The 14,772-nt window shown below is 45.7% G+C and carries 15 protein-coding genes; 10 read left to right on the forward strand and 5 right to left on the reverse strand.

Annotated elements, in window-relative coordinates:
- Positions 1-3 precede the first annotated feature (3 nt).
- Both P3C17_RS12125 and P3C17_RS12130 read right to left on the reverse strand, forming a co-directional pair.
- Positions 4-1,455 carry a sigma-54-dependent Fis family transcriptional regulator gene (locus P3C17_RS12125; protein ID WP_300929679.1) on the reverse strand — a complete coding sequence of 484 codons (1,452 nt, stop codon included), beginning with the start codon at positions 1,453-1,455 and terminating at the stop codon, positions 4-6.
- A 165-nt stretch (positions 1,456-1,620) separates the two neighbouring features.
- Positions 1,621-2,418: a flagellin gene (locus P3C17_RS12130; RefSeq protein WP_300929680.1), complete on the reverse strand. Its 798-nt coding sequence runs from the start codon at positions 2,416-2,418 to the stop codon at positions 1,621-1,623.
- 239 nt (positions 2,419-2,657) lie between these two features.
- Here P3C17_RS12130 and pseC point away from each other — a divergent pair, with 239 nt between their 5' ends.
- Genes pseC through P3C17_RS12180 form a run of 10 tightly spaced genes read left to right on the forward strand, consistent with a single transcriptional unit; the run spans position 2,658 to position 11,988 of the window.
- Positions 2,658-3,881 carry a UDP-4-amino-4,6-dideoxy-N-acetyl-beta-L-altrosamine transaminase gene (gene pseC / locus P3C17_RS12135; protein ID WP_346015666.1) on the forward strand — a complete coding sequence of 408 codons (1,224 nt, stop codon included), beginning with the start codon at positions 2,658-2,660 and terminating at the stop codon, positions 3,879-3,881.
- A 6-nt stretch (positions 3,882-3,887) separates the two neighbouring features.
- The gene (gene pseF / locus P3C17_RS12140; RefSeq protein WP_300929856.1) at positions 3,888-4,577 is read left to right on the forward strand and encodes a pseudaminic acid cytidylyltransferase; all 690 of its coding nucleotides are present in this window, start codon (positions 3,888-3,890) and stop codon (positions 4,575-4,577) included.
- The gene (gene pseG / locus P3C17_RS12145; RefSeq protein WP_300929681.1) at positions 4,574-5,665 is read left to right on the forward strand and encodes a UDP-2,4-diacetamido-2,4,6-trideoxy-beta-L-altropyranose hydrolase; all 1,092 of its coding nucleotides are present in this window, start codon (positions 4,574-4,576) and stop codon (positions 5,663-5,665) included. The genes pseF and pseG overlap by 4 nt, the downstream gene beginning before the upstream one ends.
- A gap of 28 nt (positions 5,666-5,693) precedes the next feature.
- Positions 5,694-6,755: a pseudaminic acid synthase gene (gene pseI, locus P3C17_RS12150; RefSeq protein WP_300929682.1), complete on the forward strand. Its 1,062-nt coding sequence runs from the start codon at positions 5,694-5,696 to the stop codon at positions 6,753-6,755.
- Positions 6,755-7,330, forward strand: a complete 576-nt coding sequence (locus P3C17_RS12155; protein WP_300929683.1) for a GNAT family N-acetyltransferase — start codon at positions 6,755-6,757, stop codon at positions 7,328-7,330. Before pseI ends, P3C17_RS12155 begins: the two co-directional genes overlap by 1 nt.
- 1 nt (position 7,331) lies before the next feature.
- The gene (locus P3C17_RS12160; protein WP_300929684.1) at positions 7,332-7,589 is read left to right on the forward strand and encodes an acyl carrier protein; all 258 of its coding nucleotides are present in this window, start codon (positions 7,332-7,334) and stop codon (positions 7,587-7,589) included.
- Positions 7,589-8,338 (forward strand): SDR family oxidoreductase, encoded by a 750-nt coding sequence (locus P3C17_RS12165; protein WP_300929685.1) that lies wholly within the window; start codon positions 7,589-7,591, stop codon positions 8,336-8,338. The genes P3C17_RS12160 and P3C17_RS12165 overlap by 1 nt, the downstream gene beginning before the upstream one ends.
- Positions 8,335-9,750: an AMP-binding protein gene (locus P3C17_RS12170; RefSeq protein ID WP_300929686.1), complete on the forward strand. Its 1,416-nt coding sequence runs from the start codon at positions 8,335-8,337 to the stop codon at positions 9,748-9,750. The genes P3C17_RS12165 and P3C17_RS12170 overlap by 4 nt, the downstream gene beginning before the upstream one ends.
- Positions 9,740-10,816 carry an acyl-protein synthetase gene (locus P3C17_RS12175; RefSeq protein ID WP_300929687.1) on the forward strand — a complete coding sequence of 359 codons (1,077 nt, stop codon included), beginning with the start codon at positions 9,740-9,742 and terminating at the stop codon, positions 10,814-10,816. Before P3C17_RS12170 ends, P3C17_RS12175 begins: the two co-directional genes overlap by 11 nt.
- The gene (locus P3C17_RS12180; protein WP_300929688.1) at positions 10,813-11,988 is read left to right on the forward strand and encodes an acyl-CoA reductase; all 1,176 of its coding nucleotides are present in this window, start codon (positions 10,813-10,815) and stop codon (positions 11,986-11,988) included. The genes P3C17_RS12175 and P3C17_RS12180 overlap by 4 nt, the downstream gene beginning before the upstream one ends.
- Here P3C17_RS12180 and P3C17_RS12185 read toward each other — a convergent pair.
- The 3 genes from P3C17_RS12185 to P3C17_RS12195 are packed head-to-tail and all read right to left on the reverse strand — an operon-like array spanning position 11,985 to position 14,762.
- Entirely contained in the window at positions 11,985-13,397 is a 1,413-nt protein-coding gene (locus P3C17_RS12185; RefSeq protein ID WP_300929689.1) for a CDP-glycerol glycerophosphotransferase family protein, read from the reverse strand. The two genes, P3C17_RS12180 and P3C17_RS12185, sit on opposite strands and share 4 nt — an antisense overlap.
- A gap of 39 nt (positions 13,398-13,436) precedes the next feature.
- Positions 13,437-13,853: a glycerol-3-phosphate cytidylyltransferase gene (gene tagD / locus P3C17_RS12190; protein ID WP_300929690.1), complete on the reverse strand. Its 417-nt coding sequence runs from the start codon at positions 13,851-13,853 to the stop codon at positions 13,437-13,439.
- Positions 13,854-13,871: 18 nt separating this feature from the next.
- Positions 13,872-14,762: a TIGR00180 family glycosyltransferase gene (locus P3C17_RS12195; protein ID WP_300929691.1), complete on the reverse strand. Its 891-nt coding sequence runs from the start codon at positions 14,760-14,762 to the stop codon at positions 13,872-13,874.
- Between the last annotated feature and the right edge of the window lie 10 nt (positions 14,763-14,772).

Consider the following 14,772-nt stretch of genomic DNA (forward strand, 5'->3'; position numbering starts at 1 on the left):
CTGTCAGGCCTGGCTTTCATCCCGCATTAAATTGTATTTACGCATCTTCTCAACCAGAGTTGTACGGCGCAAACACAGAATATCTGCAGCTCTTGCAACTACATAGTCGTGCCGTTCCAGTGCCTGAGTAATTAAAGAAATCTCCAGTTCAGCTAAAAACTCTTTTAAATCCATGCCCTGCTCTGGCAAGACTTCAATGCTGCCTGCTTGAGGGAAAATCAGCTCGTCAGTGCTTTCGTCTTCATCGTCACTGCTTTGGAATAATTCGTTAATTGCATCCCGTTCCAGCAAGGCATCCGGATAAACAGGCACATAAGTTTCCACTTCCAGATGGCGGTATTTTTGTGGGAGTTCAGCCACATCCACCACCTGATTTGGAAACATAATAGCCATACGTTCCACCAGATTCGCCAGCTCACGCACATTACCTGGCCATGGGTGCAGTTTTAAACTCTCCAATGCACGTTCAGTAAATTTCACTTTGGCGTGGCCTTGTTGCTCAGTGCGGATAATCAGTTCCTGCACCAACAGAGGTAAGTCATCACTTCTGTCGCGAAGCGCCGGGGTTTCAATAGGAAAGACATTCAGACGATAAAATAAGTCTTCACGGAAACGCCCTTCTTCAATCATGTTTTCCAGCGCTCTGTGAGTCGCGGCGATAATACGTACATCAGCCCGAATAGGCTGACTGCCACCTACCCGCTCATAGATCCGTTCTTGCAGCACTCTTAATAACTTCACCTGCATAGGCAAAGGCATATCACCAATTTCATCCAAAAACAGAGTACCGCCCTGTGCCAGTTCAAAGCGGCCTTTACGGGTGGAAATCGCACCGGTAAAAGCACCTTTTTCATGGCCAAACAACTCGCTTTCTAATAATTCGGCCGGAATTGCACCACAGTTCAGTGGTACAAAAGGCCCCTGATGACGATTCGACAGCACATGGATATTACGGGCCACCACTTCTTTGCCTGTACCTGAATCCCCCAGAATTAACACATTGGCGTCGGTTTTAGCGACTTGCTGGATCAGGAAACGAACCTGCTGCATAGCCTGAGTTTGCCCGACCATGCCAATAAAACGCGATTGTTCACACTGACCTTTCTGGCCTGGTAATAAACGCTGGTATTCCTGACAATCCCGCAGTAACTGAGTAAATGAAGCGTAAGAGAAGGGTTCAGTCAGTAAGCCCACCACATTGGCTAACCCTATATGATGCTTCAGGGTTTCACCCAGCAACAAAAAAGCACAAGCCGGATAACGACGGATCAGCTGTTCATGATCCTGATTGGACAAAGCCCCTAATAAAATCACAGCTTGTGAGCCTGCATGTAAATGCTGGTCCAGCTCATGGTAGTTCAGCAACTGATGGGGTTCAGAAATAAAACTCAGCACAGCGCCTAAACGAGAGGTTCGTTGTTCCTGCTGATCAAGAATATAGAGCTTGGTGGTCATAAGACTCAGACTTTTACTGCTTTTTTATCATTCTACAAAGCTTGTCTGAGGTTGCAAGGTAAAACGCTATTTTTTTGACACTGGCGTCAAAAAAATAGCGTTTAAAAATGGGGTCAGATCACATTAACGTTGTTTGCTAATGTGATCTGACCCCATTTTTATAAATTAAGCTAACAGCTTTAAGGCTTGTTGTTCAGAAACACGGCCCTGGCTAATCACAGAAATAGAAGCTTGTTCACGAACACCGGCTGCCACTTGTTCTGTGACCGCTTTGGCATAATCCAGGTCCTGAATACGGCTGATGGCTTCCTGCTCGTTTACATTCTGCGTTTGCAGATTACGGGCTGTCGACTGCAAAGCATTAATAGTAGCGCCTAAATCAGTTCTGTTGTTGTCCACTAGCTGTGAAGAACTCTGAATAGACTTCAGCGACGCTTCTGCACTTTCAGCAGAAGACAAATCAATACTAAAAGCACCTGAGTCAGTTAACTTAGTGGATAAATCCTGAGTTTTAATACTGATACTGCCATTGCCTGTTCCTACAGGAATAGATCCATCCTGATCAAATAATTTGATGCCAGCAAATTCGGTATTTTTAATTTGGTCCTGAATACTGGCGGAGTAAGCATCAGCTTGTTTTTGCAAGGCCTGACGGTCTGAAGCAGTTAAAATGCCATTACCAGCCTGCACAGCTAAACGGCCCATTTCATTCAGATTATCTGTCACGCCCTGCAAGCCTTGATCGGCCACAGTAGCTAAAGAGATACCATCGTATACATTCTGTGTGCCCTGTGCAGAAGCATTGGCACTCTGAGTTAAACGGTTGGCAATTTGTAATCCGGCGGCATCATCTGCAGCACTGTTGATACGACGCGCTGTGGCTAATTTTTTCAGCAAATTTTCAGATTCATTTGAATTGAATTTCAACTGGTTTTCATTGGCGAAAGAGCTACCGATTTTCATACTACTACCTCAGGCTATTCCGAAACGGATTGGCTATGAAAGGAGTCTACCTCAAAATGAGCTGCCTGCCCAAGCTTTAAACTGTGCTTTTTTTAGACAATAAAGCTATAACCAGATGATTCTAAGCTAAGCACCTATTTAAAAAGGATTTTTTAATAGTGGAATAAATTATGCTAAGGTTTGTTACAGTGGGTATAGATCCAATATGACTGTCAGTTTTAAGACGACCAGAGCACATTGTGAAACACCACAAGTGTGGGTCACAAAGTTCTTACTTGCAGCAGACAGAACAATTACAACAAACTGGGGCGAACATGATTCTTTACGGTAAACAATGTATAAGTGATGCCGATATCAACGCTGTAGTTGACGTCCTTAAAAATAATAACCTGACACAGGGGCCTAAAATCAAAGAGTTTGAGAAGGCCATTAGCGAATATACCGATTGTAAGTTTGCTGTTGCCGTTAACAGCGCGACTTCCGCTTTGCATATCGCAAACTTAGCCTTAGGCGTTGGCCCAGGAGATCTGGTCTGGACATCCCCAATAACATTCGTAGCTTCGGCAAATAGTGCTCTTTATTGTGGGGCATCGATTGACTTTGTTGATGTGGATATAACAACAGGAAATATGTGTACAGTGTCCTTAGCTGCGAAACTGGCACAAGCAAAACAGAAAGGCAGACTCCCTAAAGTAGTCATACCTGTCCATCTGGCTGGCCATAGCTGTGATATGGAAGAAATTGATAAACTTGCAAAAATATACGGATTTCGAGTGATTGAGGATGCCTCTCATGCAATAGGAGGTAGTTTCAATCACAAAAAAATTGGAGCATGTGAATTCAGCGATATATGTGTATTCAGTTTCCATCCTGTAAAAATAATAACTACAGCTGAGGGAGGATTGGCCACAACAAATGACCCTGAATTAGCTAACACTTTAATGATGTTGCGCAGTCACGGTATAACAAAAGAACAAAATGAACTGGTGAGACTAGATGAGGGTGATTGGTATTATGAACAACATAGCCTCGGTTTCAACTATAGAATCACTGATTTACAGGCTGCTCTGGGTCTAAGCCAACTGAAATCGATAGACAGCTTTACTGCCAGAAGAAACACCTTATCAGGTCAATACCGAAAATTACTTAAAGAACAACCACTGGACATAGTTGAACCTTTACACGATTGTTTTAGTGCAAGACATCTGCAAATCATAAAGCTTCATGATGAATCAATTAGACGAAGTGTTTTTGATGCTATGAGAGCTAGAGGGATTCAGGTTCATGTCCACTATTTTCCTGTACATCTACAGCCTTTTTATACAAACCTTGGATTTAAGGAAGGTGATTTCCCCAAAGCTGAACTATTCTACAAAAAAATTCTTACGTTACCCCTTCATCCTCAACTTTCAGAAGATGAAATTGATTTTGTTTGTTCAAACCTCATTGAGCTTTTGCATTAAGTGAAAATGGCCATTATTCCGGCACGCGGCGGCAGTAAACGAATTCCGCGTAAAAATATTAAAGACTTTAATGGTAAGTCGATGATTGGCTGGTCTATCGAAGCCGCATTGTTGTCCGGCGTTTTTGATGAAGTTTGGGTATCCACCGATGATGCAGAGATTGCAGCTGTGGCGCAAGGCTTTGGCGCCAAAGTGCCTTTTATCCGCCCTGCCGAATTATCAGATGATCACACAGGTACCTCAGCCGTAGTGCGTCATGCCATCAATTGGGCCCTGCAACACCAGTTAAAACCCGAATTCGTTGCCTGTATTTATGCCACTGCACCTTTGCTTCAAGCTGAGATGCTAAAAGAGGCCATGCTGCAATTGCAACAGGATGCGGCTTTGGATTATGTATTCTCAGGCTGTCGTTTTAGTTTTCCTATTCAGCGTGCTTTGTATCGCTCTGAGTCAGGCAAAGTCAGTGCTGTAGACCCATCTTCTATTCCTAAACGATCACAGGACTTGCCTGAAACTTTTCATGATGCGGGTCAGTTTTATTGTGGTCGTGCTCAAAGCTGGCTGGATGCCAAACCAGTGTTTTCGCCAAGCTCTTATTTATATGAGCTGCCACAGCATTTGGTGCAGGATATAGATACAGTGGACGACTGGCTTCGCGCTGAGCTGTTGCATCAACTGCTTTTAAGACAGCCATGACAGTCAGCAGAAAAGCGCTATTTCGGGTCGATGCCTCAGCCGTTATAGGTTCAGGTCATTTGATGCGTTGCCTGACCCTGGCCAAAGCAGTGCAGCAATCAGGTTGGTCTGTTGTTTTTGCCTGTCGCGCTCATTCCGGCAATTTAATTCAGTGGCTGCGCGATCAAGGTTTAGACGTCCTTGAATTAACAGCTCCAGCGACAAATACCCAAGCAACAGACTATGCCGCCTGGCTTGGCGTAACAGAACAGCAAGATGCGGCAGAGCTTATTGGGCAACTGCAACAACCTGTCGATTTATTAGTGATTGACCACTACGGCTTGTCCAAAACATTTGAACAGGCGATGACAAGTTTTTATCAAAAACTTCTGGTGATTGATGACTTAGCCAACAGGCCTCATCACTGCGATTATTTGCTGGATCAAAACCTCTACCCGCAGCTGCATAGCAGGTATGACTCACTGGTGAATAAAGAAGCCACACTGCTGTTAGGCCCTTCTTATGTGCTGCTACGTCCGGAATTTGCAACTTTTCAACGAACAGCAAAAGCCGATCAACTGCGCTTTTTAGTGTTTTACGGTGGCACAGACGAGCTGAATTTAACCAGCAGGACGATAAAGGCGTTACAGCAACTTCAGAAAACTGACTTTCATGCCGATATAGTCATAGGCCTTGCCAATCCACACAGGATGGAACTTGAAAAACTCTGTGCTAAAGACAGCCGTTTCAATTTATATATCAATACGCCACAGATGGCAGAATTGATGAGTCAAGCCACTTTAATGATAGGTGCAGGTGGTTCCACCCATTGGGAACGCTGTGCCTTGGCTTTGCCTGCATTGGTGGTGACTTTGGCAGAAAACCAAGTCGCCAGCACTTTATCTTTAGTCGAAGCAGGCGTTTGTGGTTATCTGGGGCAAGGTCAGAATTTAACAGCATTGCAATTAACGGACGCTGTGCAGCAGTTGCTGGAAAATCCAGAGCAGTTGCAGTTGATGTCCGACAAAGCCAAACAACTGGTGCCGCAAGGCGGCGGTTGTGCTGCTATTGTAGATTTACTCAACACAGAATTTCAGGGTCGGCATTAAAGGCCAACAGCAGTACAGGAAAATACAGATGAGCAAAGCACCTTTGGATATTCAGTTAGGCCAGCACTGGGTTGGACCTTCTCATCCGCCTTTAATTATTGCTGAGCTTTCCGGCAATCACGATCAATCGCTGGATAAAGCGCTGGCGATGATAGATGCAGCTGCAGCTGCCGGTGCGCAAGCCGTTAAATTACAAACCTATACCGCCGACACCATGACGCTGGATATAGACACTGGCGAGTTTTATATCGAAGATAAAAACAGCCTCTGGCATGGCACCACTTTGTATAAGTTGTATCAGATTGCCTATACACCATGGGACTGGCATAAAGCCATTTTTGAGCGAGCCAAAAGCCACGGCATGCTGGCGTTCAGCACCCCTTTTGATTTAACTGCAGTGGATTTTTTAGAATCTTTGGATGTGCCTTGTTATAAAATTGCCTCTTTTGAAAATATTGATCATCCGCTATTGGCAGCGGTGGCGAAAACCGGCAAACCTGTAATTATGTCGACCGGCATGGCCAGTCAATCAGAACTGGCAGAATCTGTGGAAGTATTGCGCGCCAATGGCTGCAAAGAGCTGATTTTACTCAAATGCACCAGCAACTACCCCGCCCGTCCTGTTGATGCGAATTTACTGACCATCCCGCATTTAGCGCAACTGTTTCAATGCCAGGCCGGTTTATCCGATCACACTACAGGTATTGGTGTCTCTGTGGCTGCTGTGGCTTTAGGCGCTACTGTGATTGAAAAACACTTTGTACTCGACAGAAGTGAAGGTGGCGTCGATGCTGAGTTTTCATTAGAGCCGAACGAGCTGAAACAGTTGGTGGAAGAAACAGCCAAAGCTAAAGTGGCTTTAGGTCAGGTCAATTATGGCTGCACTGAAAAAGAAATAGCTTCACGTAAACACCGCCGCTCTTTGTATATTGCAGCTGATTTAAAAGTGGGTGATGTACTTACCACTGAAAACTTGCGCGCTATCCGGCCTGGTTTAGGCTTGCCTCCGAAATATCTGTCGATGCTTTTGGGCAAAGCAGTGACTAAAGACGTGGCACGTGGCACCGCCATGAGCTGGGATCTGGTGTAATGCCGGACGCTCGCTTAACTATGTGGCATACCGATGAAATAGCCGCCTTTAATGTGTTGCTTAAACCTTTGCAGCAGGATGATTTGGCACAGGTGCTTATATGGCGCAATAGCCCGGAAGTGAGCAGCCACATGCTGGATCAGAGTGAAATTAGCCCGGAGCGGCAACAAAGCTGGTTTGAACGTATATCTTCTGACCGACGCCAGATGCAGTTTGTGATTTGTTATAAAAACCAGAAGGTTGGCGCCTGTAATTTAAAAAGCCCTACAGCTTTGGCTGTGGCAGAATGTGAAGCTGTTGAAACAGGCTTTTATTTAGGTGAAGCTAAGTACCGCGGCACTATACTGGCATTTTTTGCGGCCTTAGCGCTGAACCAGTATGCTTTTGAACAGCTTGGCATCAAGCTATTAAAGGCGCAGGTGAAAAGCACTAATAGCGCAGCCTTGCGTTTTAACGAACAATTAGGTTATCAAGCTGATGCACTGCAGTCTTCGAGTGAGATGGTGACCATGACTTTGGTGCAGCAAGCACACCAGGACGCCGCCGCTAAATTTGCAACTTTTATCCGGAATTAATATGAGCAACGAACTAATTCAAACCAACTCAGCTAAATTAACTGTCGCTTTTGCCACAGCTTTAGTGGTTGCTGACACGCAAATCCATGATGATTTAGCCTACAACAGCATTAAAGAATGGGACTCAACGGCTCATATGCTGCTGATTGCAGAGCTGGAAAACGTATTTAATGTCATGCTGGATACCGACGATATTATTGATATGAGTTCGGTCGCCAAAGCCAAAGAGATACTGAGTAAATACGGAGTGCAGTTCTAATGAATGCGACTGCTGCGCCTGTTAGCCTTATTACAGGTGCCAGTCGTGGCATAGGCCGCGCAGTAGCCCTGCATCTTGCCAAAGCGGGCCATGAGCTGATTTTGGTGGCGCGTGATCTAACAGCTTTAGAACAAGTGCAGGCCGACTGTCAGGCTTTAGGGGCTTTGGTCTCTATTCATGCAATGGATTTAACAGACCGTGACGCTGTAACTGCTTTATTTCGCCATTTGCACACAAAGTTGCAAGACAAAGGCCTAAGCCATCTGGTGCACTGTGCAGGCCAGATGCAGGACTCATTACTGGCTATGACCCGTTTAGCGGATATGGATAAACTGCTGGCGCTGAATGTCGGCGCTACAGTGCAGCTCTGTCAGCTTGCCAGCAAACTGATGCTGCGCCATAAAGCCGGTCACTTGCTGTTGTTATCGTCCAAAGTAGCAGAAGCAGGTTCTGCTGGTCAGGCTGTCTATGCCGCCACTAAAGGCGCTGTGTCTGCTTTGGTTAAATCGCTGGCAAAAGAATTAGGCCCAAACGGTATTCGTGTTAATGCGGTAGCGCCGGGTTTTATCGAAACTGATTTAACAGCCCATTACAGCGAAGAGAAAAAACAACAACTGACAGCACAAATCAGCTTACGCCGTTTAGGTCAGGCTGACGAAGTAGCGGCTGTGATCCAATTTTTATGCTCAAACGACGCCCGTTATATCACTGGCCATATTCTGGCGGTGGATGGTGGTTTTAGTTTATGAAGGGCCTGAGTTTTGCTCACAGACTAGAGCTGTTTGGTGACGCCATAGCCCTGCGTTTACCTGATAACAGCACTATCAGTTACCTGCAGCTGGCAAAACTAGCTGATCAGTACAGCAGCACTTTAAACAAAGTTGTGCCGAAACACTCTTTGCTGGCTTTGCGCTTTAGTTCCACTTTATCTGCTGTAGTAGCTTATCTGGCGGCACTTCGTTGTGGCAAAGCGTTGTTATTACTGGCACCGGATTTGGCAGATAGACAAACTTTAGCTTTAATCGAGCGTTTACATATTGCGGCGGTGATCCGAAGTTCTGGTGAAATTCAGCTGAGCGCTTATCAACACACCGCTTATAAACAAAAAGTGCGGCCCGATTGTGCTTTGTTACTCAGCACCTCAGGCAGTTCCGGCTCGCCCAAATCAGTGATGTTGTCCCTTCAGAATATCGAAGCCAATGCCCGCGCTATTTGTGACTATTTACCGATAGAGAGTACAGATACGGCCATTACGGCCTTACCGCTGCACTATTCCTATGGCTTGTCAGTGCTGAATAGTCATTTATGTCAAGGTGCATCCATCTTACTGACAGAAGCACCTTTAATGAGCAAAGAATTCTGGCAACAAACCAGAGACTTCAACATAACCAGCTTACAAGGCGTGCCTTTTAGTTATCAGTTGTATCGCCAGCTGCGGCTGGAGCGTATGCCCCGCCCTGCGCTGCGTTATTTGACCCAGGCCGGAGGCAAACTCAATAGCAGCCTGACTGACTATGTGCAGCAATTATCAAGTACGCTGCAAAAGCCGGTTTATCTGATGTATGGCCAAACCGAAGCCACAGCCCGTATTGCTTATTTGCCGCCGAAACTCATTCAGCAGTATGCCGATTGTATTGGTAAGCCGATTCCCGGAGGCGAATTGCTGCTGCGGGATCCTATTACGAAACACCTGATCACCGCAGACTTCACTGAAGGCGAGCTATGTTACCGTGGCCCTAATGTAATGTTAGGTTATGCCAGCTGTGCTGATGACTTAACCAGTACCGGCGTTTTAACTGAATTAAGCACAGGTGATTTAGCTGAGCGTCTGCCCAATGGCTTGTACCGTATTATCGGGCGCTTAAGCCGTTTTCTAAAAATTCAGGGCAAGCGACTGCAACTGGATCATCTGGAACAACAACTTTCAGTTTTAACAGACCCTGTCTGTTGCACTGGTAACGATGAGTTGTTAGTAGTCGCTTACACACAACAAGAACCAGCACTGACAGAACAAATACAACAGGTCTTACGCGAACAACTGCAACTGCATCCTGCTTTATACAAACTACTGCAATTGGATGCTTTGCCTGTGCTTTCCAACGGTAAAGCCGATTACCAGGCGTTATTGCAGCTTGCGAAGGAAAGTCATGATGCTGGTTGAACGAGAACCTTATAGCCTGAATGCGGCCGAAAAACAGCCTTTGCTGATGACGGAGCTCAACGAGCTGACGCAACATCATCAACAACAATGCCAGCCCTACCAGCAACTGCTGGAGGCTCAGTGGCCAGATGTATTGCAGAACCTATCAAATAGCACAGAACAACTACCTTATCTGGCGGTACGGCTATTTAAGCAGTTAAAACTGCAATCTGTGCCGGATGCAGATGTCTTTAAAGTGCTGTATTCCAGCGGCACCACAGGCACACCGTCCCGTATTGTGCTCGACAGCGCAACTGCCGCCATGCAGTCAAAAGTTCTGGTGAAGATCATGCAGCACTGGCTGGGTAAAGCCCGTTTGCCTATGCTGATTATTGACCACCCTGGCGTGATTAAAGATCGCAGCAATTTCTCTGCCCGTGGTGCCGGTATTCAGGGCTTATCTTTTATGGGGCGCAATCATTGTTATGCACTGAATGATGATATGAGTATTAACTTTGAAGCATTGGATCAGTTTTGCCAGCAGTTTGGCGATGGCCCTGTGTTTGTGTTTGGTTTTACTTTTATGGTCTGGCAGTTTTTTATTCAGCAATTAGAACAGCAGCAAAAAAGGATTTCTTTGCCACGGGCTCTGTTATTGCATAGCGGTGGCTGGAAAAAACTGCAGGACCAAGCCGTCGACAATGCCACCTTTAAACAGCAGGTACTGGCTCAAACCGGTATTAGCAAAGTGCATAACTTTTACGGCATGGTAGAACAAGTGGGCGCTATTTTTGTTGAATGTGAACAAGGCCATCTGCACTGCCCCAGTTACGCCGATGTATTGGTACGCACACCAGGCAGCTGGCAAACAGCAGCTGTGGGAAAAGAAGGTGTATTGCAGTTAATATCTACCCTGCCACGCAGTTATCCGGGCCATAGCTTATTGTCAGAAGACCGCGCCGTGCTGTTAGGTGAAGATAACTGCCCTTGTGGCCGTATGGGCAAATATTTTCATATTTTAGGCCGCTTGCCGCAGGCTGAAGCCCGAGGCTGTAGTGATACTTTTTCGTCAGGAACAACTCCATGAGCTGGACCATTTTAAACCCTGCAACGGCTAGAGCAGAACTGCAGCAACCTTTTGCTGAACAAGATTTTGCTTATTGTCAGGCCTTGTCTGAAGCTTTATTAAAAGCTCCTCAAAGCAGGGATTTTCCGGATTTAATAGCATTGGGTTTCTGGTTACGCCAGGCTAATTTAAAGCCTCTGCTGGCGCCTTATCAGCAAGGCCAGTTTATACGTCAACCCTTAGGTTTGGTGTTTCATAGTGCGCCAGCTAATGTCGACAGCTTATTTGTGTACTCAGGTATTTTAAGCCTGCTCTGTGGTAATAAAAACGTCATTCGTTTATCCAGCCGAAGTGGCGGTAGCACAGCTGTATTAATAGAGAAAATTCGAGCTCTTGCAGAAACCTTCCCAATGCAAAACGCTCGTTTTCAACTGGTGCAATGCGACTACAACAGCGCTGAACTTAAAGCCTTGATTAGCACTGTCGATGGCCGGGTATTATGGGGCTCCGATCAGGCTATACAAGCGCAGCGCCAGTTAGTAATGCCAGCTCACGCCCGCGAGCTGAGTTTTGGTCATAAGTTTTCCTTGTGTTTATTAGGCGCAGAGCAAGTGCTTTCTGCCGATGACACAGAGTTTAAACAGCTGAGCCAACTGTTTTATCGCGACCAACTGACTTTCGCCCAGCAAGGCTGTTCTTCCGCTAAAGCTGTAATCTGGTTAGGTGACGCAGCACAAGTGCAACAAGCGCAGCAGCGGTTTTGGCTGGCGTTAACTGAGCTTATAAAGCAAAAGCAACCTCTCAATAGCAGTGAGCAGTATCAGGCCTTAGCCACAGCGCAGCAGCTGATTATGAGCAGTGAACAACAGCTGATGCTGACACAGCAACAGAGCATTTCCCGTGTGGCAGTCCACACACTAGAGCCTGTGTTTATTCATCAGCATCAGGGTTGTGGTTTATTTTTGGAGCTACAACTTTCAAATCTTGCGCAGTTAAACCCTATGCTGACTCAAGCGCATCAGACCTTAACCCTCTGGGGTGTGGATCCAAGCTTGTTAAAAAACTGGCTGACAAGCGTGCATACAGGTCTTGATCGGGTGGTGCCAGTAGGACAAGCATTAAGCTTTAGCCCGGATTGGGATGGTGTGAATTTAATAGAGCAGTTTAGCCGTAAGGTGGTGTGTTCTTTTTAAGGCTGCTGTTTAAGTTGTTCTAAATAATCAATAAGCGCAGAACAAGCTTCAGTGTTTACCATACTGAACTTCTGCTGCAAGGCCTGCCTTTTTGAAGCAAAACGGTCTGACTCTAAATCCAACGCCATCTGTTCTAACATCTGAGCAAAATTCTCAGCCACACTACCGGCAATAAAATCTTCTTTGCCGATGGCAAACTGTCCCCGCACTTTAGCGTACTGATCAATGTCATACATAAAATGCAACACAGGTTTATTGCAAAGTAAAAAGTCAAAAGCCACAGACGAATAATCAGTGATCAACAGATCTGCATCAGCCAGCCAGGGATAAACATTAAAACGCCCTGGATAATGGAAAATCCGGTCGCACCCTTCTTGCTGGCGCAGCTCATCAAAAGGCGCCAGAAAAGGATGAGTTTTCATCACAAAAACTGCGTTATGCCCAACAAGAAACTGCTGCAGTTCAGGCCAGTGGATTGGATGTTCATTCTGGCCGTTGTCACGGTAAGTTGGCATATAAAGGATGAGTTTTTTACCAGCGCTTTGCCGTTGTAATTGTGACAGCGGCAAAGCGTTATGCCAGCAACGTTGTGGTGGTGCCTGCAGCAAGGCATCGTTACGTGGATACCCCAAATCCAGATAGTGTTTTGCTTTAAACATGCCGGGGAAAATCTGCTGATTAAACCAGCTGGAGCTGGAGACAAAAGCTTCATCCAGAATATGTGGAAAATGTTTATTGCCTGCCAAATGCTTAAAAGGTAAACCATGCCATAGCTGGACAACCTTAGCCTGAGTGCGGATGCGGTTAAATACAGTATCAGTTGACTCATGATCCAGCACCAATACCTTTGCTCTTTGCAATAACCAACGTACCTGCCAGGGTTTATCTATTTGCGCTGGATGAAAACCCCGCTGCGCATCTTTCACCACTAAATATACGTTCTGATGTAGCTTTTGGTGCTCATCAAAAGCCACTAATACGTTGCTATCAACATATTTTTCGGCGTAGTAGACTACAGGGCCTTTGGGTAACAGATCCAGCAGTGAGGCAAGACTCTCGTTCATCAGGGTTTTGAGTTTTTTTAGTATGGAGCCTGCTTTGTAAGGCTTAAACAGCAATGGACTCAGGCTTGTACAACACCATATTTTTTTTGCGACAAAGCCGTTTTTCAACATGCCTTCAGCTATTTTCTGCTGGAAATCACTGATAGCAATCAATACAGCGTCATGGGGTTTGCTGTTAGAGACATGATTACAAACATCAGGCCCCTGCTTCAGGTTATCCACCATACCAAGCACAGTAGCACCTTGCTGTTGCATTAATAGCGCAAGGTTCCTGCCGGCTGGATTATCCGGAGCTATATACAGGCGTTGCCCCTGCCAGTCTTTGACTTCACGTTGCATAGGCATAAAACTCGTGATGAGCGAGAGCTTTGTTGGCAGGCATTGCTAATCCAAAAAGTCCCGTTTGAGTTGCATAAACACCTGAATAGCTTTTTTCAAATCCGTAGAAGATACATTGTCAGTGCGCGGCAAATACACCACCTCGCAATAGGGCTTTAAAAAATCAAACTTACCCTGCCAGTCTGACCCCATCACAAACACATCCACCTTGTGCTTTTGCACATCGCCGATTTTTTGCTCCCAGTTTGATTCGGCAATCACTTCATCAACAAAACGTACACTACGCACCAGCTCCACTCTGTGTTCAAAGGGCATTAAAGTGGTCTTGCCTTTGGTCGCATTAAATTCGTCAGTAGAGACAGCTACAATCAGCTTATCACCCAACTCGCGCGCCCGTTTCAATAAATTCAGATGACCTATATGGAACAGGTCAAAGGTGCCGTATGTGAGTACTGTTTTCATAACTCTCCTTAACAAAGGCTAGCGAACTGCTAAGTACTTTGACAATAGTTGATCGACCCATACCAAATCTCCCTCGACAACAGGAGCTTGTCGGGTTAGTTGATTTCTTAATAAAAAACGGCGAAAACGCCTGTATCTTGCTATTAATCCATTATCAACCATTCGACCTATATACGCGCTCAGCGCAAGCTGTGCATAATCAGAACTTATCAGGCCAGCCAGTTGCTCCTTATAGCGTTCAATATCAGTCTGATGCTGCCAGTTAATTGCAGCATGTAACTTACCCCAATGTTCGGCTTCAGTGGTCTCCCGCACCATCCATATACCACTCATCGGATTGATCGTCCCCTTCGCAACAGCAACGGCTGCAATAGTCAGTTCAATGAAGTTATCATTTTCATACTGTGCTGAACGGATCCGTTCAAAGGCATCTTGAATAATGTCTTTACGGTAAAGCGCCCAGAGGATTTGTTCGTAGCGTTTGAGATAACGCTGTATGTCCAGTCGTTTATCTCCACTCAAACGAGGGAACGGTAACGAAGCTCCTGCCCATCTGAATTGCTGGTATGAGAATTCATTAAAACGAACAGGCCGACCAAAACTAGCACTGTAATCGGGTTGCTTTATCATCATATCCGCAGCTGATGTTAGAGCGCCGGGAAGAAAAAAGTCATCATCAGGTGATAACGCAACCAATCGAGTTGTTATATGGCCTAACGCTACCAGTACTTTTTCAGAAAATGACAATCCAGGTAAATGCAAATACTTCACTGTGTCAGGTAAAACCTCATTGTAAGCGGTATCTGAGGAGTCGACGATCATCAGCGCAAAGCCCAACTTCCCATAATAGGTAACACAGCGTTCCAGATAAGAATGTCTTTGGTGAGTTGGTACTAAAATAGTGAACATAATCAATTGG

Origin of the sequence: Rheinheimera sp. 1928-s (assembly GCF_029269265.1) — a bacterium.
Lineage (GTDB): Bacteria > Pseudomonadota > Gammaproteobacteria > Enterobacterales > Alteromonadaceae > Pararheinheimera.

Coding starts and splice junctions, on each gene's coding strand:
- P3C17_RS12125 (WP_300929679.1), bottom strand. CDS start 1,455: ATGACCACCAAGCTCTATATTCTTGATCAGCAGGAACAACGAACCTCT.
- P3C17_RS12130 (WP_300929680.1), bottom strand. CDS start 2,418: ATGAAAATCGGTAGCTCTTTCGCCAATGAAAACCAGTTGAAATTCAAT.
- pseF (WP_300929856.1), top strand. CDS start 3,888: ATGGCCATTATTCCGGCACGCGGCGGCAGTAAACGAATTCCGCGTAAA.
- pseG (WP_300929681.1), top strand. CDS start 4,574: ATGACAGTCAGCAGAAAAGCGCTATTTCGGGTCGATGCCTCAGCCGTT.
- pseI (WP_300929682.1), top strand. CDS start 5,694: ATGAGCAAAGCACCTTTGGATATTCAGTTAGGCCAGCACTGGGTTGGA.
- P3C17_RS12155 (WP_300929683.1), top strand. CDS start 6,755: ATGCCGGACGCTCGCTTAACTATGTGGCATACCGATGAAATAGCCGCC.
- P3C17_RS12160 (WP_300929684.1), top strand. CDS start 7,332: ATGAGCAACGAACTAATTCAAACCAACTCAGCTAAATTAACTGTCGCT.
- P3C17_RS12165 (WP_300929685.1), top strand. CDS start 7,589: ATGAATGCGACTGCTGCGCCTGTTAGCCTTATTACAGGTGCCAGTCGT.
- P3C17_RS12170 (WP_300929686.1), top strand. CDS start 8,335: ATGAAGGGCCTGAGTTTTGCTCACAGACTAGAGCTGTTTGGTGACGCC.
- P3C17_RS12175 (WP_300929687.1), top strand. CDS start 9,740: ATGCTGGTTGAACGAGAACCTTATAGCCTGAATGCGGCCGAAAAACAG.
- P3C17_RS12180 (WP_300929688.1), top strand. CDS start 10,813: ATGAGCTGGACCATTTTAAACCCTGCAACGGCTAGAGCAGAACTGCAG.
- P3C17_RS12185 (WP_300929689.1), bottom strand. CDS start 13,397: ATGCCTATGCAACGTGAAGTCAAAGACTGGCAGGGGCAACGCCTGTAT.
- tagD (WP_300929690.1), bottom strand. CDS start 13,853: ATGAAAACAGTACTCACATACGGCACCTTTGACCTGTTCCATATAGGT.
- P3C17_RS12195 (WP_300929691.1), bottom strand. CDS start 14,762: ATGTTCACTATTTTAGTACCAACTCACCAAAGACATTCTTATCTGGAA.